The 21,996-nt window shown below is 74.0% G+C and carries 17 protein-coding genes; 8 read left to right on the top strand and 9 right to left on the bottom strand.

All coding sequences use genetic code 11. The annotated features are described in order from the left end of the window. Position 1 precedes the first annotated feature (1 nt). From SCWH03_RS06270 to rsmH, 4 genes are all read right to left on the bottom strand, one after another. The gene (locus SCWH03_RS06270; protein WP_371872620.1) at positions 2-1,696 is read right to left on the bottom strand and encodes a UDP-N-acetylmuramoyl-L-alanyl-D-glutamate--2,6-diaminopimelate ligase; all 1,695 of its coding nucleotides are present in this window, start codon (positions 1,694-1,696) and stop codon (positions 2-4) included. Positions 1,697-1,713: 17 nt separating this feature from the next. After that, complete coding sequence (locus tag SCWH03_RS06265) at positions 1,714-3,675, bottom strand: peptidoglycan D,D-transpeptidase FtsI family protein (protein WP_173263116.1); 1,962 nt, start codon at positions 3,673-3,675, stop codon at positions 1,714-1,716. Between the two features lie 4 nt (positions 3,676-3,679). Beyond that, positions 3,680-4,252, bottom strand: a complete 573-nt coding sequence (ftsL, locus tag SCWH03_RS06260; RefSeq protein WP_173263365.1) for a cell division protein FtsL — start codon at positions 4,250-4,252, stop codon at positions 3,680-3,682. 114 nt (positions 4,253-4,366) lie between these two features. Beyond that, positions 4,367-5,344, bottom strand: a complete 978-nt coding sequence (rsmH, locus tag SCWH03_RS06255; RefSeq protein WP_173263114.1) for a 16S rRNA (cytosine(1402)-N(4))-methyltransferase RsmH — start codon at positions 5,342-5,344, stop codon at positions 4,367-4,369. 378 nt (positions 5,345-5,722) lie between these two features. Between rsmH and SCWH03_RS06250 the strand changes: the two genes are divergently transcribed. The 4 genes from SCWH03_RS06250 (at position 5,723) to SCWH03_RS06235 (ending at position 11,538) form a co-directional block, all read left to right on the top strand. Continuing rightward, entirely contained in the window at positions 5,723-6,265 is a 543-nt protein-coding gene (locus tag SCWH03_RS06250) for a beta-class carbonic anhydrase (RefSeq protein WP_173263112.1), read from the top strand. Positions 6,266-6,680: 415 nt separating this feature from the next. After that, positions 6,681-7,733 (top strand): AAA family ATPase, encoded by a 1,053-nt coding sequence (locus SCWH03_RS06245; protein ID WP_173263364.1) that lies wholly within the window; start codon positions 6,681-6,683, stop codon positions 7,731-7,733. After that, on the top strand, positions 7,733-9,124 hold the full coding sequence (locus SCWH03_RS06240; RefSeq protein WP_173263109.1) for a DUF58 domain-containing protein: 1,392 nt from the start codon (positions 7,733-7,735) through the stop codon (positions 9,122-9,124). The genes SCWH03_RS06245 and SCWH03_RS06240 overlap by 1 nt, the downstream gene beginning before the upstream one ends. Next, positions 9,121-11,538, top strand: coding sequence for a transglutaminase TgpA family protein (locus SCWH03_RS06235; protein WP_173263106.1), 2,418 nt, complete (start codon positions 9,121-9,123; stop codon positions 11,536-11,538). The genes SCWH03_RS06240 and SCWH03_RS06235 overlap by 4 nt, the downstream gene beginning before the upstream one ends. A 231-nt stretch (positions 11,539-11,769) precedes the next feature. Here the strand turns inward: SCWH03_RS06235 and SCWH03_RS06230 are convergent, their stop codons facing one another. Together SCWH03_RS06230 and SCWH03_RS06225 are read right to left on the bottom strand one after the other, a co-directional pair. Further along, positions 11,770-12,162, bottom strand: coding sequence for an SCO2097 family morphological protein (locus SCWH03_RS06230; RefSeq protein ID WP_173263103.1), 393 nt, complete (start codon positions 12,160-12,162; stop codon positions 11,770-11,772). 278 nt (positions 12,163-12,440) lie between these two features. Further along, positions 12,441-13,217, bottom strand: coding sequence for a methyltransferase (locus SCWH03_RS06225; protein WP_173263363.1), 777 nt, complete (start codon positions 13,215-13,217; stop codon positions 12,441-12,443). Between the two features lie 358 nt (positions 13,218-13,575). Between SCWH03_RS06225 and SCWH03_RS06220 the strand changes: the two genes are divergently transcribed. From SCWH03_RS06220 to SCWH03_RS06205, 4 genes are all read left to right on the top strand, one after another. After that, positions 13,576-14,448 (top strand): ATP-binding cassette domain-containing protein, encoded by an 873-nt coding sequence (locus tag SCWH03_RS06220; RefSeq protein ID WP_173263100.1) that lies wholly within the window; start codon positions 13,576-13,578, stop codon positions 14,446-14,448. Further along, positions 14,420-16,507 carry a YhgE/Pip family protein gene (locus SCWH03_RS06215; RefSeq protein ID WP_173263098.1) on the top strand — a complete coding sequence of 696 codons (2,088 nt, stop codon included), beginning with the start codon at positions 14,420-14,422 and terminating at the stop codon, positions 16,505-16,507. The genes SCWH03_RS06220 and SCWH03_RS06215 overlap by 29 nt, the downstream gene beginning before the upstream one ends. A 28-nt stretch (positions 16,508-16,535) precedes the next feature. After that, positions 16,536-17,144 carry a TetR/AcrR family transcriptional regulator gene (locus tag SCWH03_RS06210; protein WP_173263095.1) on the top strand — a complete coding sequence of 203 codons (609 nt, stop codon included), beginning with the start codon at positions 16,536-16,538 and terminating at the stop codon, positions 17,142-17,144. Positions 17,145-17,617: 473 nt separating this feature from the next. After that, complete coding sequence (locus tag SCWH03_RS06205) at positions 17,618-19,141, top strand: phytoene desaturase family protein (RefSeq protein WP_173263092.1); 1,524 nt, start codon at positions 17,618-17,620, stop codon at positions 19,139-19,141. A gap of 80 nt (positions 19,142-19,221) precedes the next feature. Here the strand turns inward: SCWH03_RS06205 and SCWH03_RS06200 are convergent, their stop codons facing one another. From SCWH03_RS06200 to thiE, 3 genes are all read right to left on the bottom strand, one after another. Further along, a complete protein-coding gene (locus SCWH03_RS06200) occupies positions 19,222-20,268 on the bottom strand; it encodes a hypothetical protein (RefSeq protein ID WP_173263089.1) in 1,047 nt (348 codons plus the stop codon). Positions 20,269-20,320: 52 nt separating this feature from the next. After that, positions 20,321-21,238 carry a methylenetetrahydrofolate reductase [NAD(P)H] gene (gene metF, locus SCWH03_RS06195; protein WP_173263086.1) on the bottom strand — a complete coding sequence of 306 codons (918 nt, stop codon included), beginning with the start codon at positions 21,236-21,238 and terminating at the stop codon, positions 20,321-20,323. Positions 21,239-21,314: 76 nt separating this feature from the next. Beyond that, complete coding sequence (gene thiE, locus SCWH03_RS06190; protein WP_173263083.1) at positions 21,315-21,965, bottom strand: thiamine phosphate synthase; 651 nt, start codon at positions 21,963-21,965, stop codon at positions 21,315-21,317. Between the last annotated feature and the right edge of the window lie 31 nt (positions 21,966-21,996).

Genomic DNA, 21,996 nt, shown 5'->3' with positions numbered 1-21,996 from the left:
CTTATCCCCCACTGTTCTTGCGGCTGTGCTCGATCGCTTCGCGGAGCACCCGGCGGTCGTCGAAGGGGCGGACCACCCCGGCGATGTCCTGCCCCTGCTCGTGCCCCTTGCCGGCGACCAGCACGGTGTCACCGGGCGCTGCGCGGGCGACGGCCGCCGCGATGGCGGCGGCCCGCTCCTCCTCCACGAGCACGTCGCCGCGCTCGTGCGCAGGCACCTCGGCCGCGCCCGCGAGCATCGCGGCGAGGATCGCGAGAGGGTCCTCGGAGCGGGGGTTGTCGGAGGTGAGGACGGCGGTGTCGGCGTAGCGGGCGGCGGCGGCGCCCATCGGGCCGCGCTTGCTCCGGTCGCGGTCGCCGCCGCAGCCGAGCACGATGTGCAGTCTGCCCTCGGTGACCTTGCGCAGGGAGCGCAGGACCGATTCGACCGCGTCCGTCTTGTGCGCGTAGTCGACCAGCGCCAGATACGGCTGGCCGGCGTCGACACGCTCCAGCCGGCCGGGGACGCCCGGCACCGCGGCGACACCGTCGGCCGCGGTCTGCGGGTCGACGCCCGCGACGGCGAGGGCGACGATCGCGGCGAGGGTGTTGGCGACGTTGAAGGGGCCCGGCAGGGGGGCCCTGGCACGCACCCGCTCGCCCTCGGGGCCGAGGGCGGTGAACGTGGAGCCCAGCGGGCCCACTTCCACGCCGTCGGCGCGCCAGTCGGCGTCGGGGTGGCCTTCGGCGGAGTACGTGACGACGGGGATCGAGGACTCCCCCACCAGCCGCTGCCCGTACTCGTCGTCGAGGTTGACGACGCCCCGCCGGGCGCGGGCCGGGGTGAACAGCTGGGCCTTCGCCCGGAAGTAGTCCTCCATGCCGGAGTGGAACTCCATGTGCTCCGGCGAGAGGTTGCTGAAGACGGCGACGTCGAACACGCAGCCGTCGACCCGGCCGAGCACCAGGGCGTGGCTCGACACCTCCATGGCCACCGACTCGACGCCGCGCTCGCGCATCACGGCGAACAGGGCCTGCAGATCGGTGGCTTCGGGGGTGGTGCGCTCGGACTTGATGCGCTCCTCGTCGACGCGCATCTCGACCGTGCCGATCAGGCCGGTGCGGTGTCCTGCACCGCGCAGACCGCCCTCGACGAGGTACGCCGTGGTGGTCTTGCCCGAGGTGCCGGTGATGCCGATCTGCAGCAGCGCCCGTCCGGGGCGCCCGTAGATCTCGGCGGCGAGCTCGCCCATGGTGCCGCGCGGATCCTCGGTGACCAGGACGGGCAGCCCGGTCCCTGCGGCGCGCTCGGCGCCCGTCGGGTCGGTGAGGATCGCGGCCGCGCCGAGGTCCCTGGCCTGGGCGACGTAGTCGGCGCCGTGCAGCCGGGAGCCGGGCAGGGCGGCGTAGACGTCTCCGGGGCGCACCGCACGGGAGTCGTGTGTGATGCCGGTGACCGCGCCGGAGCCCGGGGACCCGACCCCCAGCCGGGCGGCCAGCTCTGCGAGGCCGGTCGGGCGGACCTCGGCCGGACGAGGAGGGGCGGTTCGGTACTGATCAGCTTGTGGCACGGCGGTGAGCGTACCGGCAGTACCGGGACGGGCGCTAAATGAGGGCCCCTCCCGGGAGCCGCCGGCGCCCGGGGAGGGGGTGACCGCCGGCAGGGGCCGGACGGACCGCGGGGAGCGGTTCCCGGGATCCGGCGTGATGGTTCTCACTGGCTGTTCCTCCCGCGTCACGCGCCGGGGTCGAAGCTGACCGGCAGCCGGGCGGGGGCCGCGCCGGTCGGCGCGACCTGCTGGGTCTTGAGCGCGAACTCCATGACCTTCTTGTAGACGGGTCCGCAGATCTGGCCGCCGAAGTAGCTGCCCCTCGTGGGGTTCTGGATCGCGCAGTAGACGGTGATCCGCGGCTTGTCGGCGGGAGCGAAGCCGGCGAAGGAGGCGGTGTAGCCCCGGTAGCGGCCGAGTTCGGGATCGACCCGGTTGGCGGTGCCGGTCTTCCCGGCGACCCGGTAGCCGGGGATCCGGGCCCTGGTCCCGGTGCCCTCCTCGTCCCCGACGACCGACTCCAGCATGGTGGCGAGGGTCTTCGCGGTCTTCTCGCTCACCACGCGGGTCCGCTCCGGCGCCTGCGCCGGGACGAAGCGCCCGCCGGGGCCGCGGGTGCCGCGCACCAGGGTGGGTTCGACACGTACGCCGCCGTTGGCGATGGTCGAGTAGACGGAGGCGGCCTGCATGGCGTTGATCGACAGGCCCTGGCCGAAGGGGATCGTGTACTGCTGGGAGGTCGACCAGTCCTGCGGCTTGGCGAGGATGCCGGGGCTCTCCCCCGGGTAGCCGAGCCCGGTGAGGCTTCCGATCCCGAACTTCCGCAGATAGGAGTACAGGACGCGGTTGGCCTCGCCCTGGGTCTTCCCGAGCTGCCCGGTCGCCAGGATCGTACCGATGTTGCTGGACTTGGCGAGGACGCCGTTGAGCGTCAGATACCAGGTGGGGTGGTCGACGTCGTCCTTGAAGAGCCGGTCGCCGCGGTGGAGCCGGTTGGGCACGGTGACATGGGTGGCCGGGGTGGCGGCCTGCTCCTCGAGCACCGCGGCGATGGACATGACCTTGCTGGTGGAGCCGGGCTCGTAGACGTCCTGGAGGGCCGCGTTGCCCATGGCTGCGGGATCGGCCCGCGAGAGGTCGTTGGGGTCGAAGCCCGGCGCGTTGGCCATCGCCAGGACCTCGCCCGTCGCGGTGTCCTGGACCAGCACATAGCCGCGGTCCGCCTTGGACTTCGCCACCTGCTCGCTGATCGCGCGCTGCGCGGCCCACTGGATGTCGCGGTCGATCGTCAGCTCGATGTCGGAGCCGGGGACGGCGGGCTTCTCCCGGGTCCCGGCGGTGGGCACCCGGCGCCCGCCCGACTGCGCGTAGGTGATGCTGCCGTCCCTGCCCGCCAGTTCCTTGTCCAGCATGGACTCCAGGCCACCCGCGCCGCGCCCCTCGGCGTTGACCCAGCCCAGTATCCCGGCCGCGAGATCGCCGTTGGGGTAGACCCGCCGGCTGCTGGACTCCTGGAAGACCCCCGCGAGGACGTTGGCGCCGGGGCCGCCCCTGACCCTGTCCGCGGCGGCCTTCTCGGCGAAGACGATCTTGAGGTCCTTGATCTGCTTCCAGACCTGCGGGGTCTGGCGGCGGGCGAGGACGGTGTACCGGGACTTCGGGGCCTTGAGCTTGTTCGCGAGCTCCGCCGGGTCGGCTGCCAGGATCGGTGCGAGCAGTGCCGCGGCCTGCTCCGGCGCGTCCGGTGCCTTGCTCTCCTCGGGTGTGAACATCTTCGGGTCGGCGGTGATGTCGTGCGCGTCGACGCTGGTGGCGAGCGCGATCCCGGCACGGTCCGTGATCCGGCCGCGCTCGGCCGCCAGCGTGTGGCTCGTGTAGCGGTTCTTCTCCGCCATGGCGGCGTACGCACCGGCGTCGACGGCCTGCACCTGCAGCAGCCGCACCACGAAGGCCAGCATCACGAGGGTGAGGGCGACGCTGACGAGCCGCAGCCGGGGCCGGGGGTTGCCGAGCCGGATCCGGCCGGGTGCCGCCGGCCGCGGCCGCGCGTTCGGGCGGGAGCGGGCCCCGGGCCGGCCCTGACCGGCCGGCCGGTCAGGACGCGCGGGGCCCGGCACACGGCGCCGCGGGGGTTCCTTGGGTGGCACTGCGTCACCTGCCGGGGGTCGTGGGGGACGGCTGCGGCGCGCCGGACGCGGAGGGCGGCGGCGCGGAGGGCCCCACGGGCGCCGCGGGCGCGCCGGCGGCCGACGGATCCGGTGGGACGGGCGCCGGCACGGGGCCGGACGGCTGCGCGGGCACGGACGGCTGCGCGGACGATGCCGGATCGGCGGGCACGGACGGCTGCGCCGGTACGGGCGGGCCGGACGGGCGGGCCGGCGGTTGCTGGGGCCGAACGGCCGACGGGTCGGCCTTCGCCCGCTTGGGGACCCCGCGGACCGTGCCGTCGGGGCCGAGGAAGGCGGGGCTGCCGCCCGGCACCATGCCGAGTTCGCGCGCCCGCCGCTCCAGTGCGTCCGGGGCGGAGCGCGCGTCCACGTCCCGCTGCAGCGCCTGTTCCCGGTCGGTGAGCTCGGTGGTCTTCTTCCTGAGTTCGCTCAGCCTGAACGAGCCCTCGTTGAGGGAGGTGTTGAGCAGCAGCAGGGTGATCAGCCCGCCGCCGAGCAGCACGACGACCAGCAGGACGAAGGGGGTCCGGGCCGCGGTGCTCGGCCCGGACGGCATGAGCCGCGCGAGCCGGGCGGCCCTCCCCTTCGGCTGTCCGGGGGCCGTCCTCACCTCTCGCCCTCCCTCACCGCGGTCGCCGTCACCGGTCCCGCTCCCTCGACACGGCCGCCGTCACCGCACGTCCTCGCGGATGCGCTCGGCCCCGCGCAGCCGCGCGGGCGCCGCCCGGCGGTTTCGGGCGACCTCCTCCTCGGAGGGAAGTTCGGCGCCGCGGGTGAGGAGCTTGAGCCGCGGCTGGTACCGCTCGGGTACGACGGGCAGTCCGGGCGGCGCCGTGGTCGCTGCCCCCTGGGCCAAGACCTGCTTGACCAGCCGGTCCTCCAGCGAGTGGTAGGAGAGGACCGCGATCCGGCCGCCCACGGCGAGGGCCTTCACGGCGGCCGGGACGGCCCGCTCCAAGGCGGTCAGTTCGCCGTTGACCTCGATGCGCAGGGCCTGGAACGTGCGCTTGGCCGGGTTGCCGCCCGTACGCTTGGCCGCCTGCGGGAGCGCCTCGCGGATCAGCTCGACGAGGCGCGCGCTGCCGGTGAACGGTTCCCTCCCGCGCTCCCGGACGATCGCGGCGACGATCCGCTTGGCCTGCTTCTCCTCGCCGTACGCGCGCAGGATCCGGACGAGCTCGCCGGCCGGGTAGGTGTTGAGGACCTCCGCGGCACTGGCGCCGGTGGTCTGGTCCATCCGCATGTCGAGCGGGGCGTCCTGGGCGTAGGCGAAGCCCCGGCCGGCCTCGTCGAGTTGCATCGAGGAGACACCGAGGTCGAACAGGACGCCCTGGACGGCGGGGATGCCGAGTTCGCCGAGGACCTCGGGCAGCTCGTCGTAGACGGCGTGTACGAGGGTGGCGCGATCGCCGAACGGGGCGAGCCGCTCACCGGACAGCCGCAGCGCCTCCCGGTCCCGGTCGAGTGCGACGAGCCGGGCGGCGGGGAACCGGGTCAGCAGCGCCTCGCTGTGTCCGCCGAGGCCGAGGGTGCAGTCGACGACCACGGGGCACGGGCCCCCGGCCGCGGTGCCGTCCGGACGCTCCAGGGCGGGCGCCAGCAGGTCAAGGCACCGCTGGAGCATCACCGGGACGTGTCGCTGGCTCAATGCGCCCTCTCAGGTCCGGCGCTGGCGGCGGCCGGGGTCGTACGTGTGCCGCACCCGCGCCGAGAACACGGAACGCGGGAACGGGAGAACGGGGGAACGGGGGGAACGGGGGAACGTGAAATCGCGGAGCGGAAATGCGGCGGAAATGTACGGGATGTGTCCGTGAACTGCGCGTCACTTTAGTCCACCGGCCGGGCCGGTCAATCAACCGGATGGCGCGTCGCCGCGCAGCCGCCGAGGGGCGCCGGGGCGGGACGGTTCACCCGAACGGGCCTGGACCGGCCCCGCCTGTGGGTTAACTCACAACAGGTCGCGTTGACGCTCTTTGTCCGCTCTCACGGCGAGCCGGCCGGGCTCGTGACCATTACCGTCAGAGACATGTCGACTTCCCCGCAGCTCCCCGCAGAATCCGCCGTCGCGAGCGGTACGGTCACCGACCGGCTCGTCGAGGCCAACCAGGACTACGCCTCGGGCTTCACCGACCCCGGCATGGACGCCCGGCCCGTGCTCCAGGTCGCCGTGGTGGCCTGTATGGACGCCCGTCTCGACCTGCATGCGGCGCTGGGCCTGGAACTCGGCGACTGCCACACGATCCGCAACGCGGGCGGAGCCGTCACCGACGACGTGATCCGCTCGTTGACCATCAGCCAGCGCGCCCTCGGCACCCGCAGCGTCGTCCTCATCCACCACACCGGCTGCGGCCTGGAGAGCCTGACCGAGGACTTCCGGCACGAACTGGAGGCCGAGGTGGGCCAGCGGCCGTCCTGGGCGGTGGAGGCGTTCCGCGACGTCGACCAGGACGTGCGGCAGTCGATGCAGCGGGTACGCACCTCGCCGTTCCTGCTGCACACCGACGACGTGCGCGGGTTCGTCTTCGACGTCAAGTCCGGCCTGCTGCGGGAGATCGCACCCACCGGTTGAGTCCGCCCCGCGCGCGCCGCACGGCCCGGCTGGGGGGCGGTGCCCTCCGCCGGCCCGGCGGGAGCAGTAGGGGAACGGCACGGGATTCCCTCTCCGCACAGGGGACGGCAGGGCACGGCAGGGCACGGCAGGGCACGGCAGGGCACGGCCATGACCGGCAGGCGAAGGGGCCGCCCCGCCGGCCCTCACTCCCATCGGCGTGGGATGGATCACAGCGCTGTGTGAGTCGCCAAACACGGCAACCGCAGACATATGGCGCCCACTTGTCCGCAGGCGAGTGACATAACGCGGCAACGGCAACAAGAATGCGGTGGGTGACACCTTCACGGATCCGACCGGAGAGGGTGTCCGTGTTGAGGAGTGGACCGTGCCGCAAGCAGAGCACCGGTCCATGGAACGGGCCGAGGAGGGCCGGGTGACGACCTATGACGATCGAGCGAGCCTCACGGATCTGACCACCACGGCGGAGCGCGTCCGCAGATCGGTGGAGGGTGTGATCGAGGGCAAGCCCGAGGTCGTACGGCTCTCGCTGACCGTGCTGCTCGCGGAGGGGCACCTCCTGATCGAGGACGTGCCGGGCGTGGGCAAGACGATGCTGGCGAAGGCACTGGCGCGGTCGATCGACTGCTCGGTCCGGCGTATCCAGTTCACGCCGGACCTGCTGCCGTCGGACATCACCGGCGTGTCGATCTACGACCAGCAGAGGCACGACTTCGAGTTCAAACCCGGCGCGATCTTCGCCCAGATAGTGATCGGCGACGAGATCAACCGGGCATCGCCGAAGACCCAGTCCGCGCTGCTCGAGTCCATGGAGGAGCGGCAGGTCACCATCGACGGCCGGACATACGAACTGCCCACGCCCTTCATGGTGGTGGCCACGCAGAACCCGGTGGAGATGGAGGGGACGTACCCGCTGCCCGAGGCCCAGCGGGACCGCTTCATGGCGCGGGTGTCGATGGGCTATCCGACCCCTGAGGCCGAGTTGCAGATGCTCGACGTGCACGGCGCGGTGTCCCCCCTCGACGACCTCAAACCGGCGGCGCACGCCCATGACGTCGTGAAGCTGATCGACGCGGTGCGGACGGTCCATGTCGCCGACTCCGTGCGGAGGTACGCGGTGGACCTGGTCTCGGCGACACGCGACCACCCCGATGTCCGCCTGGGCGCCTCGCCCCGCGCCACGCTGCACATCCTGCGGGCAGCCAAGGCGTCGGCGGCGCTGAGCGGCCGGGACTACGCACTGCCGGACGATGTGCAGTCGCTCGCCCTGCCGGTCCTCGCCCACCGTCTGCTGCCGACGGCCCAGGCCCAGCTGAACCGCCGCACCGCCGAGCAGGTCGTGCAGGAGATCCTGCAGCGCACGCCCGTGCCGGCCTCCGGCAGCGACCGGGCCTACGGGGCCGGCGGCCGCCAGGCGCCCGGCGGCCCGGTCTTCGGCGGGCAGCGGCCCGGCGTCCGGCGGATCTGATGACGGCCGGGAGTCCCGCCGCCGCCGGCGACGACACGGGCGGCATCCGGTCGGCTCTCGGCGGGCTGACGACACGCGGCCGCTCGTTCCTGGCGGCCGGGGTGGCCGCGGCGATGTGCGCCGTGGTCCTCGGGCAGAGCGATCTGCTCCGGGTCGGTCTGCTGCTGGCGGTGCTTCCGCTGCTCTGCGCGGCCGTGCTGTACCGGACCCGGCACCGGGTGGCGGGCAGCCGGCGGCTGCTTCCGTCCCGGGTGCCCGCCGGATCCGAGGCGCGGGTGCATCTGTGCCTGGAGAACGTCTCCCGGCTGCCCACGGGTCTGCTGATGCTCCAGGACCACGTGCCCTACGTGCTGGGCCCCCGGCCCCGGTTCGTGCTGGACCGGGTGGAGCCGGGGGGCCGGCGCGAGGTGTCCTACCGGGTCCGCTCCGACCTGCGCGGGCGCTATCCGCTCGGCCCGCTGCAGCTGCGGCTGGACGACCCGTTCGGCATGTGCGAACTCACCCGTTCCTTCAGCACGGCCGACACCCTCACCGTGGTACCCCGGACCGAGCCGCTGCCTGCGGTGTCCCTGCCGGGCGACGCCGCGGGCCACGGCGAGGGACGGCAGCGCACGTCGGCCCTGGCGGGGGACGACGACGTGATCCCCCGCACCTACCGGCACGGGGACGATCTGCGCCGGGTGCACTGGCGTTCCACGGCACGCTACGGCGAGCTGATGGTGCGCCGCGAGGAGCAGCCCCGCCGCCCCAGCTGCACGGTGCTGCTGGACACCCGGCGCTCGGCCTACCACGGGGCCGGGCCCGACTCGGCCTTCGAGTGGGCGGTCTCGGGGGCGGCCTCGGCCGTGGTGCACATGCTGGAGCGGGGTTTCTCGGTCCGGCTGCTGACCGACACGGGCACCTCGCTGCCCGGCGACGGCGCGGACCCTCCCGCCGGCTCGCCGCAGGAGGCCGCCGCGCTGATGCTCGATGCGCTCGCGGTCGTGGACCACTCGGACGGCAGGGGCCTCTCGCACGCCTGCGACGCGCTGCGGGGCGGCGGGGAGGGCCTGCTGATCGCCTTCCTCGGCGATATGGACGAGGAGCAGACCGCGGTGGCGGCCCGGATGCGGCGGCGCAGCGGGAGCGCGGTGGCGTTCGTGCCGGACAGCGGCCTGTGGGCGGCGGACCGGGCCGAGGACGGAGCGGTGCACCGAGCTGTGGACGGAGCTGTGGACGGAATGCCGGACGACGCCGTGCAGGCACGGCTGCGCGGGCTGCGCGAGGCCGGCTGGACGGTGGTACCGGCCGGGCCGGGCGCGGCACTGCCAGCGCTGTGGCGTGCGGCGGGGCGCGAGCGCGCCCACTCCGCCCCGGCCGGTACCGCGGGTATCACCGGGGAGTGGTCATGAGCGGTCGAGGACGGCTGGCCCTGTGCGCCTGGGCCGCCACACTGCTGGCGGCGGCCGCGATGACACCGCTCGTCGATGCGTGGACGTGGCTGCTGCAGGCGGCGTTCCTGTCGGCCGTGGTCAGCGGGGCCGGCGCGGCGGCGCGGCGGGTGCCGCTGGCGCGGCCGCTGATCGTGGCCGGCCAGGCCGTGCTGATCCTGCTGCTGCTCACGCTGCTCTTCGCGCGTGAGGACGCGCTGCTCGGGGTGGTCCCCGGGCCGGACGCCGGCACCAGGTTCGGCGAGCTGCTGGCCGCAGGCGCCCAGGATGTCGGCCGGTACGCGATCCCGGCACCGGCAACCGACGGAATCATGCTGATGCTGATCGGCGGGGTGCTGCTGATAGGCCTGGCCGTGGACGCACTGGCCGTGACCTACCGCAGCGCCGCGCCCGCCGGTCTGCCGCTGCTCGCGCTGTTCTCGGTGGCCGCCGGCCTGTCCGGGGGCGGGGCGGGCTGGTGGTGGTTCCCGCTGGCGGCCTCGGGGTATCTGGCGCTTCTGCTGGCGGAGAGCCGCGACCGCCTGTCCCAGTGGGGCAGGGTCTTCGGCGGCGCCCCGCAGCGCGGCGGGGCGGGGCTCGACATCGAGGGCGGGACGGCGCGCGCACCGATGCGCACCGGCAGGCGGATCGGCGCGGCCGCGCTGGGCGTGGCCCTGGTCGTCCACTGGTCCCTCCCCTCCCTGGGCGGCGGTCTGATCGGCCAGGGCGGCGGCGGTGCGGGAACCGGCCCGGGCGGCGGCACGATCAACGCGGTCAACCCGGTGGTGACGCTGAAGGACAGCCTCAACCAGCCCGAGAGCCGGGAGTGGCTCAAGTACAAGACGAACGCGAAGACCACGGGCGACATGTATCTGCGGATCATGGCACTGGACCGGTTCGACGGCGGGGCGTGGAAGTTCTCGGTCCGCGAGATCACCGACATCCCGGGTGAGCTCCCGCGACCGGAGGGCCTGGGCGACGGGGTCGCCACGACGGAGGTCAGGACGAACATCTCCGCTGCGGCCGCCTACCGGCAGGGCTGGCTGCCCATGCCGTATCCCGCCTCCGAGGTGGCTGTGGACGGCCGGTGGCGCTTCGACCCGGCACGGCGCACGATCGTCGGCGACCGCGGCCAGACGACCGGGGGTCTGCAGTACTCGGTCACCAGCCTCCGGGTGAGGCCGACCGCGCAGCAGCTGGCAGAGGCGCCGAAGGCCCCCGCCGCGCTGCTGGAGGAGTACACCCGGGTGCCGGACACGCTGCCCGGCGATGTGCGCTCCACGGCGCTGCGGGTGACGCGGGGAGCCGCGAACGACTACGAGCGGGCGGTCGCGCTCCAGGACTGGTTCGCCGCGGACGGGGGCTTCAGCTACGACACCGAGGTGGATTCGGGCGGCGGCATCCAGGCGATCTCGCGCTTCCTGAAGAACAAGGAGGGGTTCTGCATCCACTTCTCGTTCTCCATGGCCGCGATGGCGCGGACGCTGGGGATACCGGCCCGTGTCGCGGTGGGCTTCACTCCCGGCTCGCCCGCCGCGGACGGCGCGATGTCGGTCACCAACCGGGACGCGCACGCCTGGCCCGAGCTGTACTTCGAGGGCGTGGGGTGGACCCGCTTCGAGCCGACGCCGACGCGTGGCAGCGCCCCCGACTACGCACGTGCGGCGATCCCGTCCGCCGGGCCGAGCAGCCCGGCGGAACCGGAGGCCGCCGCGCCGGAGGAGGTGCCGGCCGCTCCGTCCCGGTCGTCCGACTGCTCCCCGCAGGAGCGCCGGCTCGGCGAGTGCGGTGCCACGGCGCCGCAGGATGTCGCGGCGGCCGGCGGCGAGGGTCCGACGCTCGGCTCGGTCCTGATGTGGGCCGGGGGGATCGCCGCACCGGCCGCGGTCCTGCTGCTGCCGATGCTGTGGCGCAGGAGGCTGCGCGGGCTCCGGCTCGGTTCCGGCGGGCGTACGGCGGAGGATGCCGCCGCGCGGACCCTCCTGGTCTGGCAGGAAGTCACCGACACCGCCTGGGACCACGGCATCGTGCCGGACGACTCGCTGTCGCCGAGGAGGGCGGCCGCGCGCATCGTCCGGCTCGGCGGACTGGAAGGCGCGCCCGCGGACTCGGTCCGGCGGGTGGCCCGAGCGGTGGAACAGGTGCTCTACGCACCGAGACCCGCCCCGGGTACGGGGCTGGCCGAGGACGCCGAACGGGTGCGGGCCGGCCTGGGAGAGCGGGCCGGGCGCGTCGGGCGCCTGCGGGCGCTCACACTCCCGCGGTCCGGCATGCGGGTGGTATGGGCGTGCTCGGAGCGCTGGGGTGCCGTCGGTGACCGCGTCACCGCCGCCCGGCGCGGGCTCCGGGACCGCGCGGTGGCACAGCTGCGCAGGCCCCTGCGCCACCGGGGCTGACGAGGAGGCCTCCGGACCGGGTCCGGAGGCCGAGGGGCCGCCCGCGGCGGGATGGTGGCCACCGGGGCCCCGGACGCGGTGGCGGACCGGACCTCGGCCTGGACAGCCGGTCCACGGGCGTGGCGGGACATGGCCCGCCACGCCCGTGGACCGGATACGGCTCGAGGGGTGACCCCGTCGCGGTCACCCCTCGAGCCGTATCCGGTCCACGGATGTGCATGTCACATGGGCTCAGTGGCCCTGCTCGTCGCGGCGGCGCTGCCACCGCTGCTCGATCCGGTCCATCAGCGACCGGCGCTGCCTGGGCTGCCGGCGGGTGGCCTCAGCCCCGGGGTCGCTCTGCTCGCCCGGCTTCGGCGCCTTGCGCCAGCCGGTGACCGCCAGGACCGCACAGCCGAGCATGACGAGGAAACCCACCACGCTGATCCAGATCTGCTGGGCGACCATTCCGGCCATGAGGAGCGCGATACCCACCAGGAAGCCGGCGACCGCTTGGTAGACCCTTCGTCGGGTGTACGTACGCAGCCCGCTTCCCTCAAGCGCTGTCGCGAACTTGGGATCTTCGGCGTACAGCGCTCGCTCCATCTGCTCGAGCATTCGCTGCTCGTGCTCCGAGAGCGGCACGGAGTCCTCCTAGTCGTCGGTCGCGGGGGCGACCGGTATGCGGCCCTTTCAGGATAGGCAGGGAATCGCCCCCGTGAAACCCGCCGAGTGCCCGATCGCCTCCTGGGCCTGCCATGCCGGATCGGCTGCTGAGACGTTGATTCCCCAACCGCTCGTCCGTCATGCCGGAACGCGTCCCCCGATCATACGGGGCGAACGCCTTGGCCGGGGGGCCTGTGGCGTACTCCGCCTGCGGCTGCGTAGCTGATCAGCGGCGGGCACCGGGACAGGGTCCTTGATCAGCCGCGCTTGTGGCCCAGGACGTGGAGCTGTGTGGCGACCGCGTGGAACGCCGGCGACTCCGCGGCGGCCTCCTCCAGCTTCAGCAGGGCCTCCAGCGCCCCGGGCTCGGTGTCCACGAGCGCCCCGGGCACCAGGTCCGCGAACACCCGGACACCGTGCACCGAAGCGATCTCCAGGCCCGCGTCGCCGACGAGCCGGGTGAGCTGCCCGGCCGTGAACCGGCGCGGTGTCGGATCGCCCTCGCCCCAGCGCCCCGCCGGGTCGGCGAGCGCCTGCCTGGCCTCGGTGAAGTGCCCGGCCAGGGCCCTGGCGAGGACGGCACCGCCGAGCCCGGCGGCGAGCAGGCTGAGGGCGCCTGCGGGGCGCAGCGCCTCGACCGCGTTCCGCACCCCTTCGGCCGGATCCTCGACGTACTCGAGCACGCCGTGGAACAGCACGGCGTCGAAGCCGCCGCGCTCCACCACGTCGAACAGCCCGTGGGCATCGCCCTGCACCCCGCGGACCCGGTCGGCCACCCCGGCCTCGGCGGCCCGGCGCTCCAGCGCGAACAGCGCGTTGGGGCTGGGATCGACCACGGTGACGCGATGGCCGAGCCGGGCGGCGGGAACGGCGAAGTTGCCGGAGCCGCCGCCGGTGTCGAGGACGTCCAGGGCGTCCCGTCCGGTCGCCTTGGCCCGGCCGTCCAGGGCGTCCCTGAGCACCTCCCAGACCACGGCCGTGCGAAGGGAGGCGCGGGAGGGGGTCTCCCCGCGGCGAGACCGAACGGGGGGCATCTGGTCCGACACTGCTGGTGACTCCTCGGCGCGGGTGCCGCCCCTGCTGAGGGGGCGTGAACGGTGCAGGCTGGCTCCACCCTATTGCCTGAGCCGGACGCGACGTCCGTCCCGGGGCACCCCCGGCCCCGCCCCCCGGTCTCGTCCCCGATCCCCCCGGCCCCTGGTGCCGGCACCCGGTCCCCGCCCGGCCCTCGGGTGTCCCTCGGGCCTCCCAGGACAGGGGAACGAGCCCCGGCTCTCGCCGGATCGGGTGCGCACCCGCCACACCGCACGCGACCCGGCAGCCGCGTTTTGCTTCGGCCCGTGCTCCCCCGGTAGTTTTTAAACTGACTGGTCAGTTCAAAGGAGGGTGCGCGTGGACATCCCCCACGGGGCAGCCGTACGAGCCCGGGGCCTGGGCCTCAGAGGACCGCGCGGCTGGGCGTTCCGGAACGTGGACATCGAGGCCGGCCCGGGTTCGCTCGTCGCGATCGAGGGCCCCTCCGGCTCCGGACGCACCTGTCTGCTGCTCGCGCTCAGCGGGCGCATGAAGCCGGCGGAGGGACAGGCGGAGGTGGCCGGGCTGCGGCTGCCGCGCAGGATGGCGGCGGTCCGCCGCATCAGCGCACTCGGGCCGGTTCCGGGGGTGAGCGACCTCGACCCGGCGCTCACCGTCGCCGAGCATCTGCGGGAGCGCGTCCTGCTGCAGCAGAGGTTCGGCGGCTCGCTCAGGGCCCTGCTCCGGCCGCCGGGTGAACGGGCCGCGGCGGCCCGGGCCCGGCTGGACCGGGCGCTGGACGTCGCCGGGCTCGACGTGGACACCCTGCCGAAGGCGGGGCGCACGGCCGTACGGGATCTCGGACGGCTGGAGGCGCTCCGGCTCTCCGTGGCCCTCGCGCTGATCGGCCGCCCGCGGCTGCTGGCCGTCGACGATGCCGACCTCAAGCTCTCCGAGGCAGACCGGGCCGCGGCCTGGGGACTCCTCCGCGGCGTCGCCGCCGAGGGCACGACCGTGCTCACCGTCTGCAGCGAGGCCCCCGGAGACGCCGGCGCCGTGGTGGTCCGGACGGACGCGACGGCCTCCGCCGCGGCCGGCGCCGAGGCGGGCACGGCCTCCCACCACAGGCACGGGGGCGGGGCCGGTGAGGCGGCGGCCCCTGGCATCGAGGCCGCCGGGACCCGCACCGGGCCGACGGACGAGCACGAGGAGGGGGCGGCGGATGCGCTCGCCGAGACTGGCCGCGCTTGAACTGAAGCGCTTCGGCAGGGGCAGGCTCCCGCGGGCCGCGCTGGTGGCGATCCTGCTTCTTCCGCTGCTCTACGGCGCCCTCTACCTGTGGTCGTTCTGGGACCCGTACAGCCGCCTCGACAAGCTTCCCGTGGCGCTGGTCAACGACGACCGGGGCGCGACCGCCGCCGGCAAGAGGATCGCGGTCGGCGACGAGATCAGCGAGGGCCTGCGCGGGAGCGACGTCTTCGACTGGCACCCGGTGAGCTCCCGGGAGGCCCGCGAGGGCGTCGAGGACGGCACGTACTACCTGTCGCTGACCATGCCCGCCGACCTCAGCGAGCGCATCGCCTCCGCCTCCGGCGACACCCCTCAGACCGGGGCGCTGGAGGTGCGGACGAACGACGCCAACAACTACGTCGTCGGCCAGATTTCCCGCACGGTCTTCGCCGAGGTCCGCGAGTCCGCGTCCAAGGACGCCTCCCGCTCCTTCCTCGACAAGATCTTCATCTCGTTCTCCGACATCCACGACGCCACCGAGGAGGCGGCGGCGGGCGCCGACCGGCTCCAGGGCGGCATCGGCAAGGCGAAGGAGGGCTCCAGGGAACTCGCCGACGGCCTCACGGACGCCAAGGACGGCAGCGGCAGGCTCGCCGGCGGCATCAGCCGCCTGGAGGACGGCGCGGGCGAGCTGGAGAAGGGCACCCGCGAGCTCGCCGCGGGAACCGGCCGGCTCGCCGAGAAGGTCAACGCCGTGGCGGCCGGCGCCCGGCCCTACCTCGAAGGCGACGGTGCGGCGATCGGCGAGCACGCACGGTTCGTGGAGCACGGCGCCCGCGCGGCGCGCGACCGGCTGGAGCTCCTCGTGACGACCGCCCCGGCCGCCGCGGCCACGGCGCACGAAGCGGCCGGCGAGGCGAACGACCTCTACGTATCGCGCTGCGAGGAGGCCGCGACCCCCGATCCCGCCGTCTGCCCGGTCCTGGAGAAGGCCAGGACCGCGACGGCCGGCTCCGCGGCGGCCGCCGACGACGTCGTCGCGCTGGTGAACGGCAGCAGCGCCGAGCTGAAGCAGCTCGACGCCCGGCTGATCGAGCTCCAGAGACTGGCCGAGGGCCTCGCAGAGCGCTCCCCCACCCTGGGCGACGACATCGAGAAGGCCGTCGCGGACATCGGCCGGCTGGACGCCGGGGCGCAGAAGGTGGCCGAGGGCGCCGGCGAACTCCACCGGGGTCTGGGCACCGCGCGCGCCGGATCCGCCGACCTCGACACCGGGGTGGGCAGGCTCGAGAACGGCGCCCACGACCTCGACGGCGGCATGTACCAGCTCGTCGACGGCTCGGGCGAACTGGCCGGCGGGCTCAACGACGGCGTCGGCAGGATCCCCGACTACGACGAGCAGGAGCGCGACCGGCGCACCGAGGTGATGGCCGACCCGGTGCGACTCGCTTCCCAGTCACTGCACAAGGCGGACAACTACGGCACCGGCTTCGCCCCGTACTTCATCCCGCTCTCCCTCTGGGTGGGCGCCATGGTGGCGTACATGCTGATCCAGCCGCTCAACCGGCGGGCGCTGGCCGCCGGGGCGCCGCCCTGGCGGATCGCCGTCGCCGGGTGGCTGCCGGTGGCGGCGCTCGGACTGCTCCAGGTCGGCGCGCTGATGGCGGTGCTCCACTGGGGACTCGGGCTGCAGATGGCCCGCGCCGCCGGGACGGTGGGATTCCTGGCGCTGGTCGTCGGCTGCTTCGCCGCCATCATCCAGTGGCTCAACGCCCGTTTCGGCGCGGCCGGCAGGATCCTCGTACTGGCGCTGCTGATGGTGCAGCTGACCTCGGCGGGCGGGACCTACCCCGTCCAGACCAGCCCGCCGTTCTTCAACGCCGTCCACCCCTACCTGCCGATGACGTACGTGGTCGAGGCGCTGCGCCGGCTCATCACCGGCGGCGGCGCCGGACCGGTCTGGCAGGCCGTGGCCGTCCTCGTGGCGTTCACCGCCGGGGCACTGGCGCTGACCGCGGTGTCCGCACGGCGCAGACAGGTGTGGACGTTCGACCGACTTCACCCCGAGCTGAGTCTGTGAGGCGCGCGGACCTGCGAGAATCGTCACCATGAACAGCGGCAGCACCCGCAGACACGCCACCCGCGCCAAGCTCTACGAGGCGGCGGTGACCCTCATCGCCGAGCAGGGCTTCTCCGCCACCACGGTCGACGAGATCGCCGAGCGGGCCGGCGTCGCCAAGGGCACCGTCTACTACAACTTCACGAGCAAGACCGAACTCTTCGAGGAGTTGCTGCGGTACGGGGTCGGCCTGCTGACCGCCTCGCTGCGGGAGGCCGCCGACGAGGCGGAGCAGCGCGGCGGCAGCAAGACCGAGGCGCTGGACGGGATGATCCGCGCCGGGCTGGTCTTCATCGACCGCTACCCCGCCTTCACCCAGCTGTACGTCGCCGAGCTCTGGCGCACCAACCGGGCCTGGCGGTCGACCCTGATGGTGGTCCGCCGGGAGGCGGTCGCCGTCGTGGAGACCGTGCTGCGGGAAGGCATCGAGCGGGGCGAGCTGAACCAGGAGATCGACATCCCGCTGACCGCGGCGGCTCTGGTCGGGATGGTGCTCGTGGCGGCGCTCGACTGGCAGGCGTTCCAGCGGGAGCGGTCCCTCGACGAGGTGCACGCGGCCCTGTCCCGGCTGCTGCACGGCCGGGTCGGCGGCCGCTGACCGACGCCACCGGCGCCCTGCGGTCCCGCGGCGCACGTGCGGGCACTCCCCGCGGCGGGGCTGCCGGGGGAACACGCGGCGGGGAGGCGCCGGTGCGCGAAGCCCGATGGTCCGAGCCCCGCCGCACCGGCACCTCCCCCGCGGTTCCCCCACTGCCCCGTACCGCTGTTCCCCCGGTCCGGGCACCCCCGTTCCGAAGGAGCGCGGCGCCGTTCCGCCGCCCCGTGCCGGCGGTGCCGGCGCCGCGCCCCTTCCCGTGGGCTCCACTCTGCCCTCCGCGCAGGCCGGCCCCCATCCGCACGCCTACTCATCTCCCGTACTAGGTACGGATACTCAGCGATCCGCGCCCGCCCGGACCGACGAGGCCACCGACGGGTCCGCGGTCGGGCGTGGCCGGGCGTGGCCGGGCGTGGCCGGGGCGGGCGCAAGCACCGCCCCCACGGCTGTCGGAGGCGGCGGATACAGTCGCTGGCATGGCACGGATTGCGGTGATCGGCGCCGGGATGGGCGCCATGGCGGCCGCTGCCCGGCTGGCCGTGGCGGGCCACCGGGTGACGGTGTACGAGCGGGCGGACACCCACGGCGGTGCGGTGCGCCGGTTCGCACGTGACGGCTTCGCCTTCGACACCGGGCCCGGTCTGCTGCATCTGCCCGCCGTCTGGCGCGACTTCTTCGTGAAGACCGGCAGGGAGCCCCTGGAGCGGTGCGTCGACCTGGTCCCGGTGGACCCGGCGGGCCGCCATGTCTTCGCCGACGGCACGGCCGTGACACTGCCGAACGCCTCACGCGCGGGTGTCGTGTCGGCGCTGGACGGAGCACTCGGTGCCGGAGCGGGTGAGCGCTGGGGCGGCTTCCTGGTGCGGGCGAGGGATGCCTGGGACCGTTCCCGGCGGCCGCTGCTGGAGGAGCCGCTGCCGCCGGACGCGTCCCCCCTCGCCTCGGACCCGTACCCGGCGGCCAGGAGTGGCCTGCTGCGCCGCCCGGCGCGCACCCTCGCCGATGTGGGCCGCCGCGAGTTGCGCGATCCTCGGCTTGCGGCACTGCTGGGGAGCCACGCCCTGGCGTACGGCTTCGATCCGGCCACCGCGCCGGCTTCCGCCGCGGTTCTGCCCTACCTGGAGCAGACATTCGGAAGCTGGTACGCGCGGGGCGGAATACGGGCCCTCGCGGACGCCGTGCACCAGCGGTGCCTGGCGCGGAGGGTGGAGTTCGTCCTCGGTGCCGAGGTGACGGGCCTGCGGATCGAGGACGGCCGGGCCGCCGGCGTGGAACTGGCGGACGGCAGTACGGCCGGCGCCGACCATGTCGTCGCGGGCGCTCCCGTGCCGGCGCTGTACCGGGACCGGGTCATACCGTGGCACTCCCCGGACGAGTGGCCGCACCACCAGTCGGCGGTGCGCACCGGGCGCATGACCGTCTGCCTCGCCCTGCGCGGCACCCGGGAGGCGGACGCGGCACACCGGACGGTGGTGCACTCGCCCGACCCGGCCGGGGAGTCGGCAGCGCTGGCCGCCGGGCGGCTGTGCGACCGGCCGACCGTCGTGGTGCTCCGGCCGGACGACGAACGGCTGCGGCCCGGCGGCCACGAGGCGGTCACCGTGACCGCGACCGTGCCCGCCACCGTGACCATCGGGCCCGGCAGCCGGTCTCCGGAGGACCGGTGGGGCGGGGGCGGCGCACGGGTGGAAGCCTTCGCCGACCGGATGGCGGCAGCAGCGGAAGCGGCTGTTCCGGGACTGCGGGAGCGGCTCCTGTGGCGCGAGGTGCGTACGCCCGAGGACACCTTCCGGGAGACCGGTACCCGCGAGGTGCCCGGGCCTGCGCTGGCCGGAGCGGGCGGGGCGCTGCTGCCCGCCGCGAACGTCTCGCCGGTGCCCGGGGTGTACTTCGCGGGCGGCTGGTCGCATCCCGGCGGCGGGCTCGCGCACAGCGGGATGTCCGGCGCGCTGGCGGCCGGACTCATCGTGGAGGGCGCGGACTTCCGCGGTTCGCGGTGACATCCGCGTCCGGCACCTCAGGGCACCTCAGGGCACCTGGGGGCCGGGACCGAGAGTGAAAGCCCCCGGGGAAGACGGCCTCAGCGGCGGGGGGTCTGCCCGTCGGGGTCGGTCCGGTGGCCCGGGGCGGGACCGTACTGCGGCGGCTGGCCGGGCGGCGGGACCTGGTCGCCGTCGCGCTGCGGGGGAACCCACACACCGCCCGGCGGCGTCTCGTCGTAGCCCTGTGCTGCGTACGGGTCGGTGTCGGTGTACGGCTGCCGGGCGCCGTGGCTCCCGTACGCCTCATAGCCCTGCGCCGCGCTTTCGGAGTACGGGTCGGAGTAGGCGGCGTACTGCTGACCGGCGCCGGTCTCGTAGCCACCGTAGGGCTCGGCATAGGGCTCGGCGTAGGGCTCGGCGTAGGTGTCATGGGCCCCGGCCGGCTGCTGCTGGTAGCCGTGGCCCTGGGCGTAGGCCTCGGCGTAGCCGGAGGAGTAGCCGCCGTAGAAGGCCTCCTCGCCGCTGCCGTGGCCGTAGTCCGCGCCGCCCTGACCGTAGTCACCGCCCCCGCCGTGGTCGGCGCCGCCCTGACCGTAGTCACCGCCCCGGCCATGGTCGCCGGCCGCGCCGTGGTCGGCACCGCCCTGACCGTGATCGGCGGCGTAGGGCGCATCCGAGTACTCCCCGTACCGATGGGTGTCCTCCGGGAGCCGCTGCGGCTCCCAGTCGGCGGCGGCCGCGGCGGCAGGGGGCTCGCCGGTGAGGTGACCGGACGGGCCGGGGCCGAACGGGCCGTCGTAGGAGTGCCCGTAGTCGATGCCCGTCACCTGCAGCACGGGATCCCGGTCGGCGGATGCGGCGGCGGACCGGCGGCGCCGGCGCGCGCCCGGGCGGGCGCCCAGTGCCCAGCCGGTGGAGAAGCCGCGCCGGAAGGAGAGCGTGACATACGTCTGGCCGACGGCGAAGGCCGCGGCACCGGCGCCGATCACGATGACGTTCGGCATCAGCACTCCGAGGACCACCCCCAGAAAGCCGGCGAAGGCGACCAGTCGCCAGCGGAGCCGCGCCTTGTACTGCAGCAGCACCTCGCCGAGCAGCCACAGCGCGACGATGCCGAACGCGATGTAGAGCACCGTCCAGCCCATGCCCGCCCCTCTCTTGCGCCCTCACGCCCGGAGTTGCGGCGGGTGCGGCGCTTCACGACTGCTGGTGCAGTCCGAGATTCTCGTAGATTTCGAGCGTGGCGGTGGAGTTGTTGAGCGTGATGAAGTGCAACCCGGGGACGCCCTCGGAAAGCAGTCGCGCGCAGAACTCCGTCGCGAACTCGATACCGATGGAGCGTACAGCGGCGGGGGCGTCCGCGACGGCGCGGATCCTCGCCTCGAGTGCGGCGGGGAACGACGCGTTGCTGAGCTGGGCGAACCGTTCGATCTGCTTCACACTGGTGACGGGCATGATCTCGGGGATGATCGGGGTCTCGCAGCCGGCCTCGGCGACGCTGTCGCGCAGCCGCAGATAGTCCTCCACGTGGAAGAACATCTGGGTGATCGCGTAATCGGCGCCGGCACGGCACTTGTCGACGAAGTGCCGGATGTCCGCCTCCCGGTCGCTGGACCGGGGGTGCGTCTCGGGGAAGGCCGCCACACCGACGCAGAAGTCGCCGGACTCCTTGATCAGCCGGACGAGTTCCGCCGCGTACCGCACTCCGTCGGGATGCTCGACCCACTCACCCATCGGGTCGCCGGGCGGGTCGCCGCGGACGGCCAGGATGTTCCTGATCCCGGCGTCCGCGTACTGGCCGATCATATTGCGCAGCTCCGCGACCGAGTGGTTGACCGCGGTGAGATGGGCGACCGGGGTGAGCGTGGTGTCGGCGGCGATCTGCTGGGTGGCTTTGACCGTGCCCGCCCGGGTCGATCCCCCGGCGCCGTAGGTCACCGAGACGAAGCTCGGCCGCACCGCCTCGATGCGCCGCAGCGCGTTCCAGAGGTTCCGCTCGCCCTTCTCGGTCTTGGGCGCCCAGAACTCGAACGAGTGCGAGGTCTTGCCGGTGGCGAGCATGTCGCGCACGGTGCGGGCGCGATCCGTCCTGGTGGAAGCTGTGCCGAGGGCCATGCTCGCAGGCTATCCAGGGGGCGGCGGTCCCCCAACCGCATTCCACCCATCGGACATGAACCGCCCGGGAAACGGCCTACCGGGTGGAGTCCCGTATCCGTCCGGCGAGACGCGCGGCGGCCGCGGCGGGGTCGTCGGCCTCCGTGACGGCCCGGACGACGACGACCCGGCGGGCACCCGCCTGAAGGACCTCGTCGAGGTTGCCCTCGTCGATCCCGCCGATCGCGAACCAGGGGCGGTCCTGGGCGAGCGAGGCGGTGTACTCGACCAGGTCGAGGCCCGGGGCCGGCCTCCCCGGCTTGGTCGGCGTGGGCCAGCAGGGGCCGGTGCAGAAGTAGTCGACACCAGTTTCGGAGGCGGCCGCGGCGGCCTCCTCCCGAGTGTGGGTGGAGCGGCCGATCAGCACCTCGCCGCCGAGGATGGCCCGTGCGGCCGGCACCGGGAGGTCGCCCTGGCCCAGGTGCAGCACGTCGGAGCCGGAGGCGTGGGCGACATCGGCACGGTCGTTGACCGCCAGCAGCTTCCCGTGGCGACGGCAGGCCTCGGCGAACACGGCGAGGTGCTCCAGCTCCTCCCCCGCCTCCATTCCCTTGTCGCGCAGCTGCACGATGTCCACCCCGGAGGAGAGGACGGCGTCGAGGAACTCCGGCAGGTCGCCCTGGCGCCTGCGAGCATCTGTGCAGAGGTAGAGGCGGGCGTCGTGCAGCGCGGCTCGGGATGAGGACATGGGTGGTACCCCCGGGGGTGGATCGGCAGGG

Origin of the sequence: Streptomyces pacificus (assembly GCF_011766325.1) — a bacterium.
Classification (GTDB): Bacteria; Actinomycetota; Actinomycetes; order Streptomycetales; family Streptomycetaceae; genus Streptomyces; species Streptomyces pacificus.
The sequence above is the reverse complement of the archived record's forward strand: the minus strand, read 5'-3'. Positions and strand labels throughout refer to the sequence as shown.

What these genes read in the sequence shown, in the direction of transcription:
- SCWH03_RS06250 (WP_173263112.1), top strand. Translation starts at nt 5,723, where the DNA reads ATGTCGACTTCCCCGCAGCTCCCCGCAGAATCCGCCGTCGCGAGCGGT.
- SCWH03_RS06215 (WP_173263098.1), top strand. Translation starts at nt 14,420, where the DNA reads ATGCGCTCGCCGAGACTGGCCGCGCTTGAACTGAAGCGCTTCGGCAGG.
- SCWH03_RS06225 (WP_173263363.1), bottom strand. Translation starts at nt 13,217, where the DNA reads ATGCCCCCCGTTCGGTCTCGCCGCGGGGAGACCCCCTCCCGCGCCTCC.
- metF (WP_173263086.1), bottom strand. Translation starts at nt 21,238, where the DNA reads ATGGCCCTCGGCACAGCTTCCACCAGGACGGATCGCGCCCGCACCGTG.
- SCWH03_RS06205 (WP_173263092.1), top strand. Translation starts at nt 17,618, where the DNA reads ATGGCACGGATTGCGGTGATCGGCGCCGGGATGGGCGCCATGGCGGCC.
- thiE (WP_173263083.1), bottom strand. Translation starts at nt 21,965, where the DNA reads ATGTCCTCATCCCGAGCCGCGCTGCACGACGCCCGCCTCTACCTCTGC.
- SCWH03_RS06210 (WP_173263095.1), top strand. Translation starts at nt 16,536, where the DNA reads ATGAACAGCGGCAGCACCCGCAGACACGCCACCCGCGCCAAGCTCTAC.
- SCWH03_RS06240 (WP_173263109.1), top strand. Translation starts at nt 7,733, where the DNA reads ATGACGGCCGGGAGTCCCGCCGCCGCCGGCGACGACACGGGCGGCATC.
- ftsL (WP_173263365.1), bottom strand. Translation starts at nt 4,252, where the DNA reads ATGCCGTCCGGGCCGAGCACCGCGGCCCGGACCCCCTTCGTCCTGCTG.
- SCWH03_RS06235 (WP_173263106.1), top strand. Translation starts at nt 9,121, where the DNA reads ATGAGCGGTCGAGGACGGCTGGCCCTGTGCGCCTGGGCCGCCACACTG.
- SCWH03_RS06200 (WP_173263089.1), bottom strand. Translation starts at nt 20,268, where the DNA reads ATGGGCTGGACGGTGCTCTACATCGCGTTCGGCATCGTCGCGCTGTGG.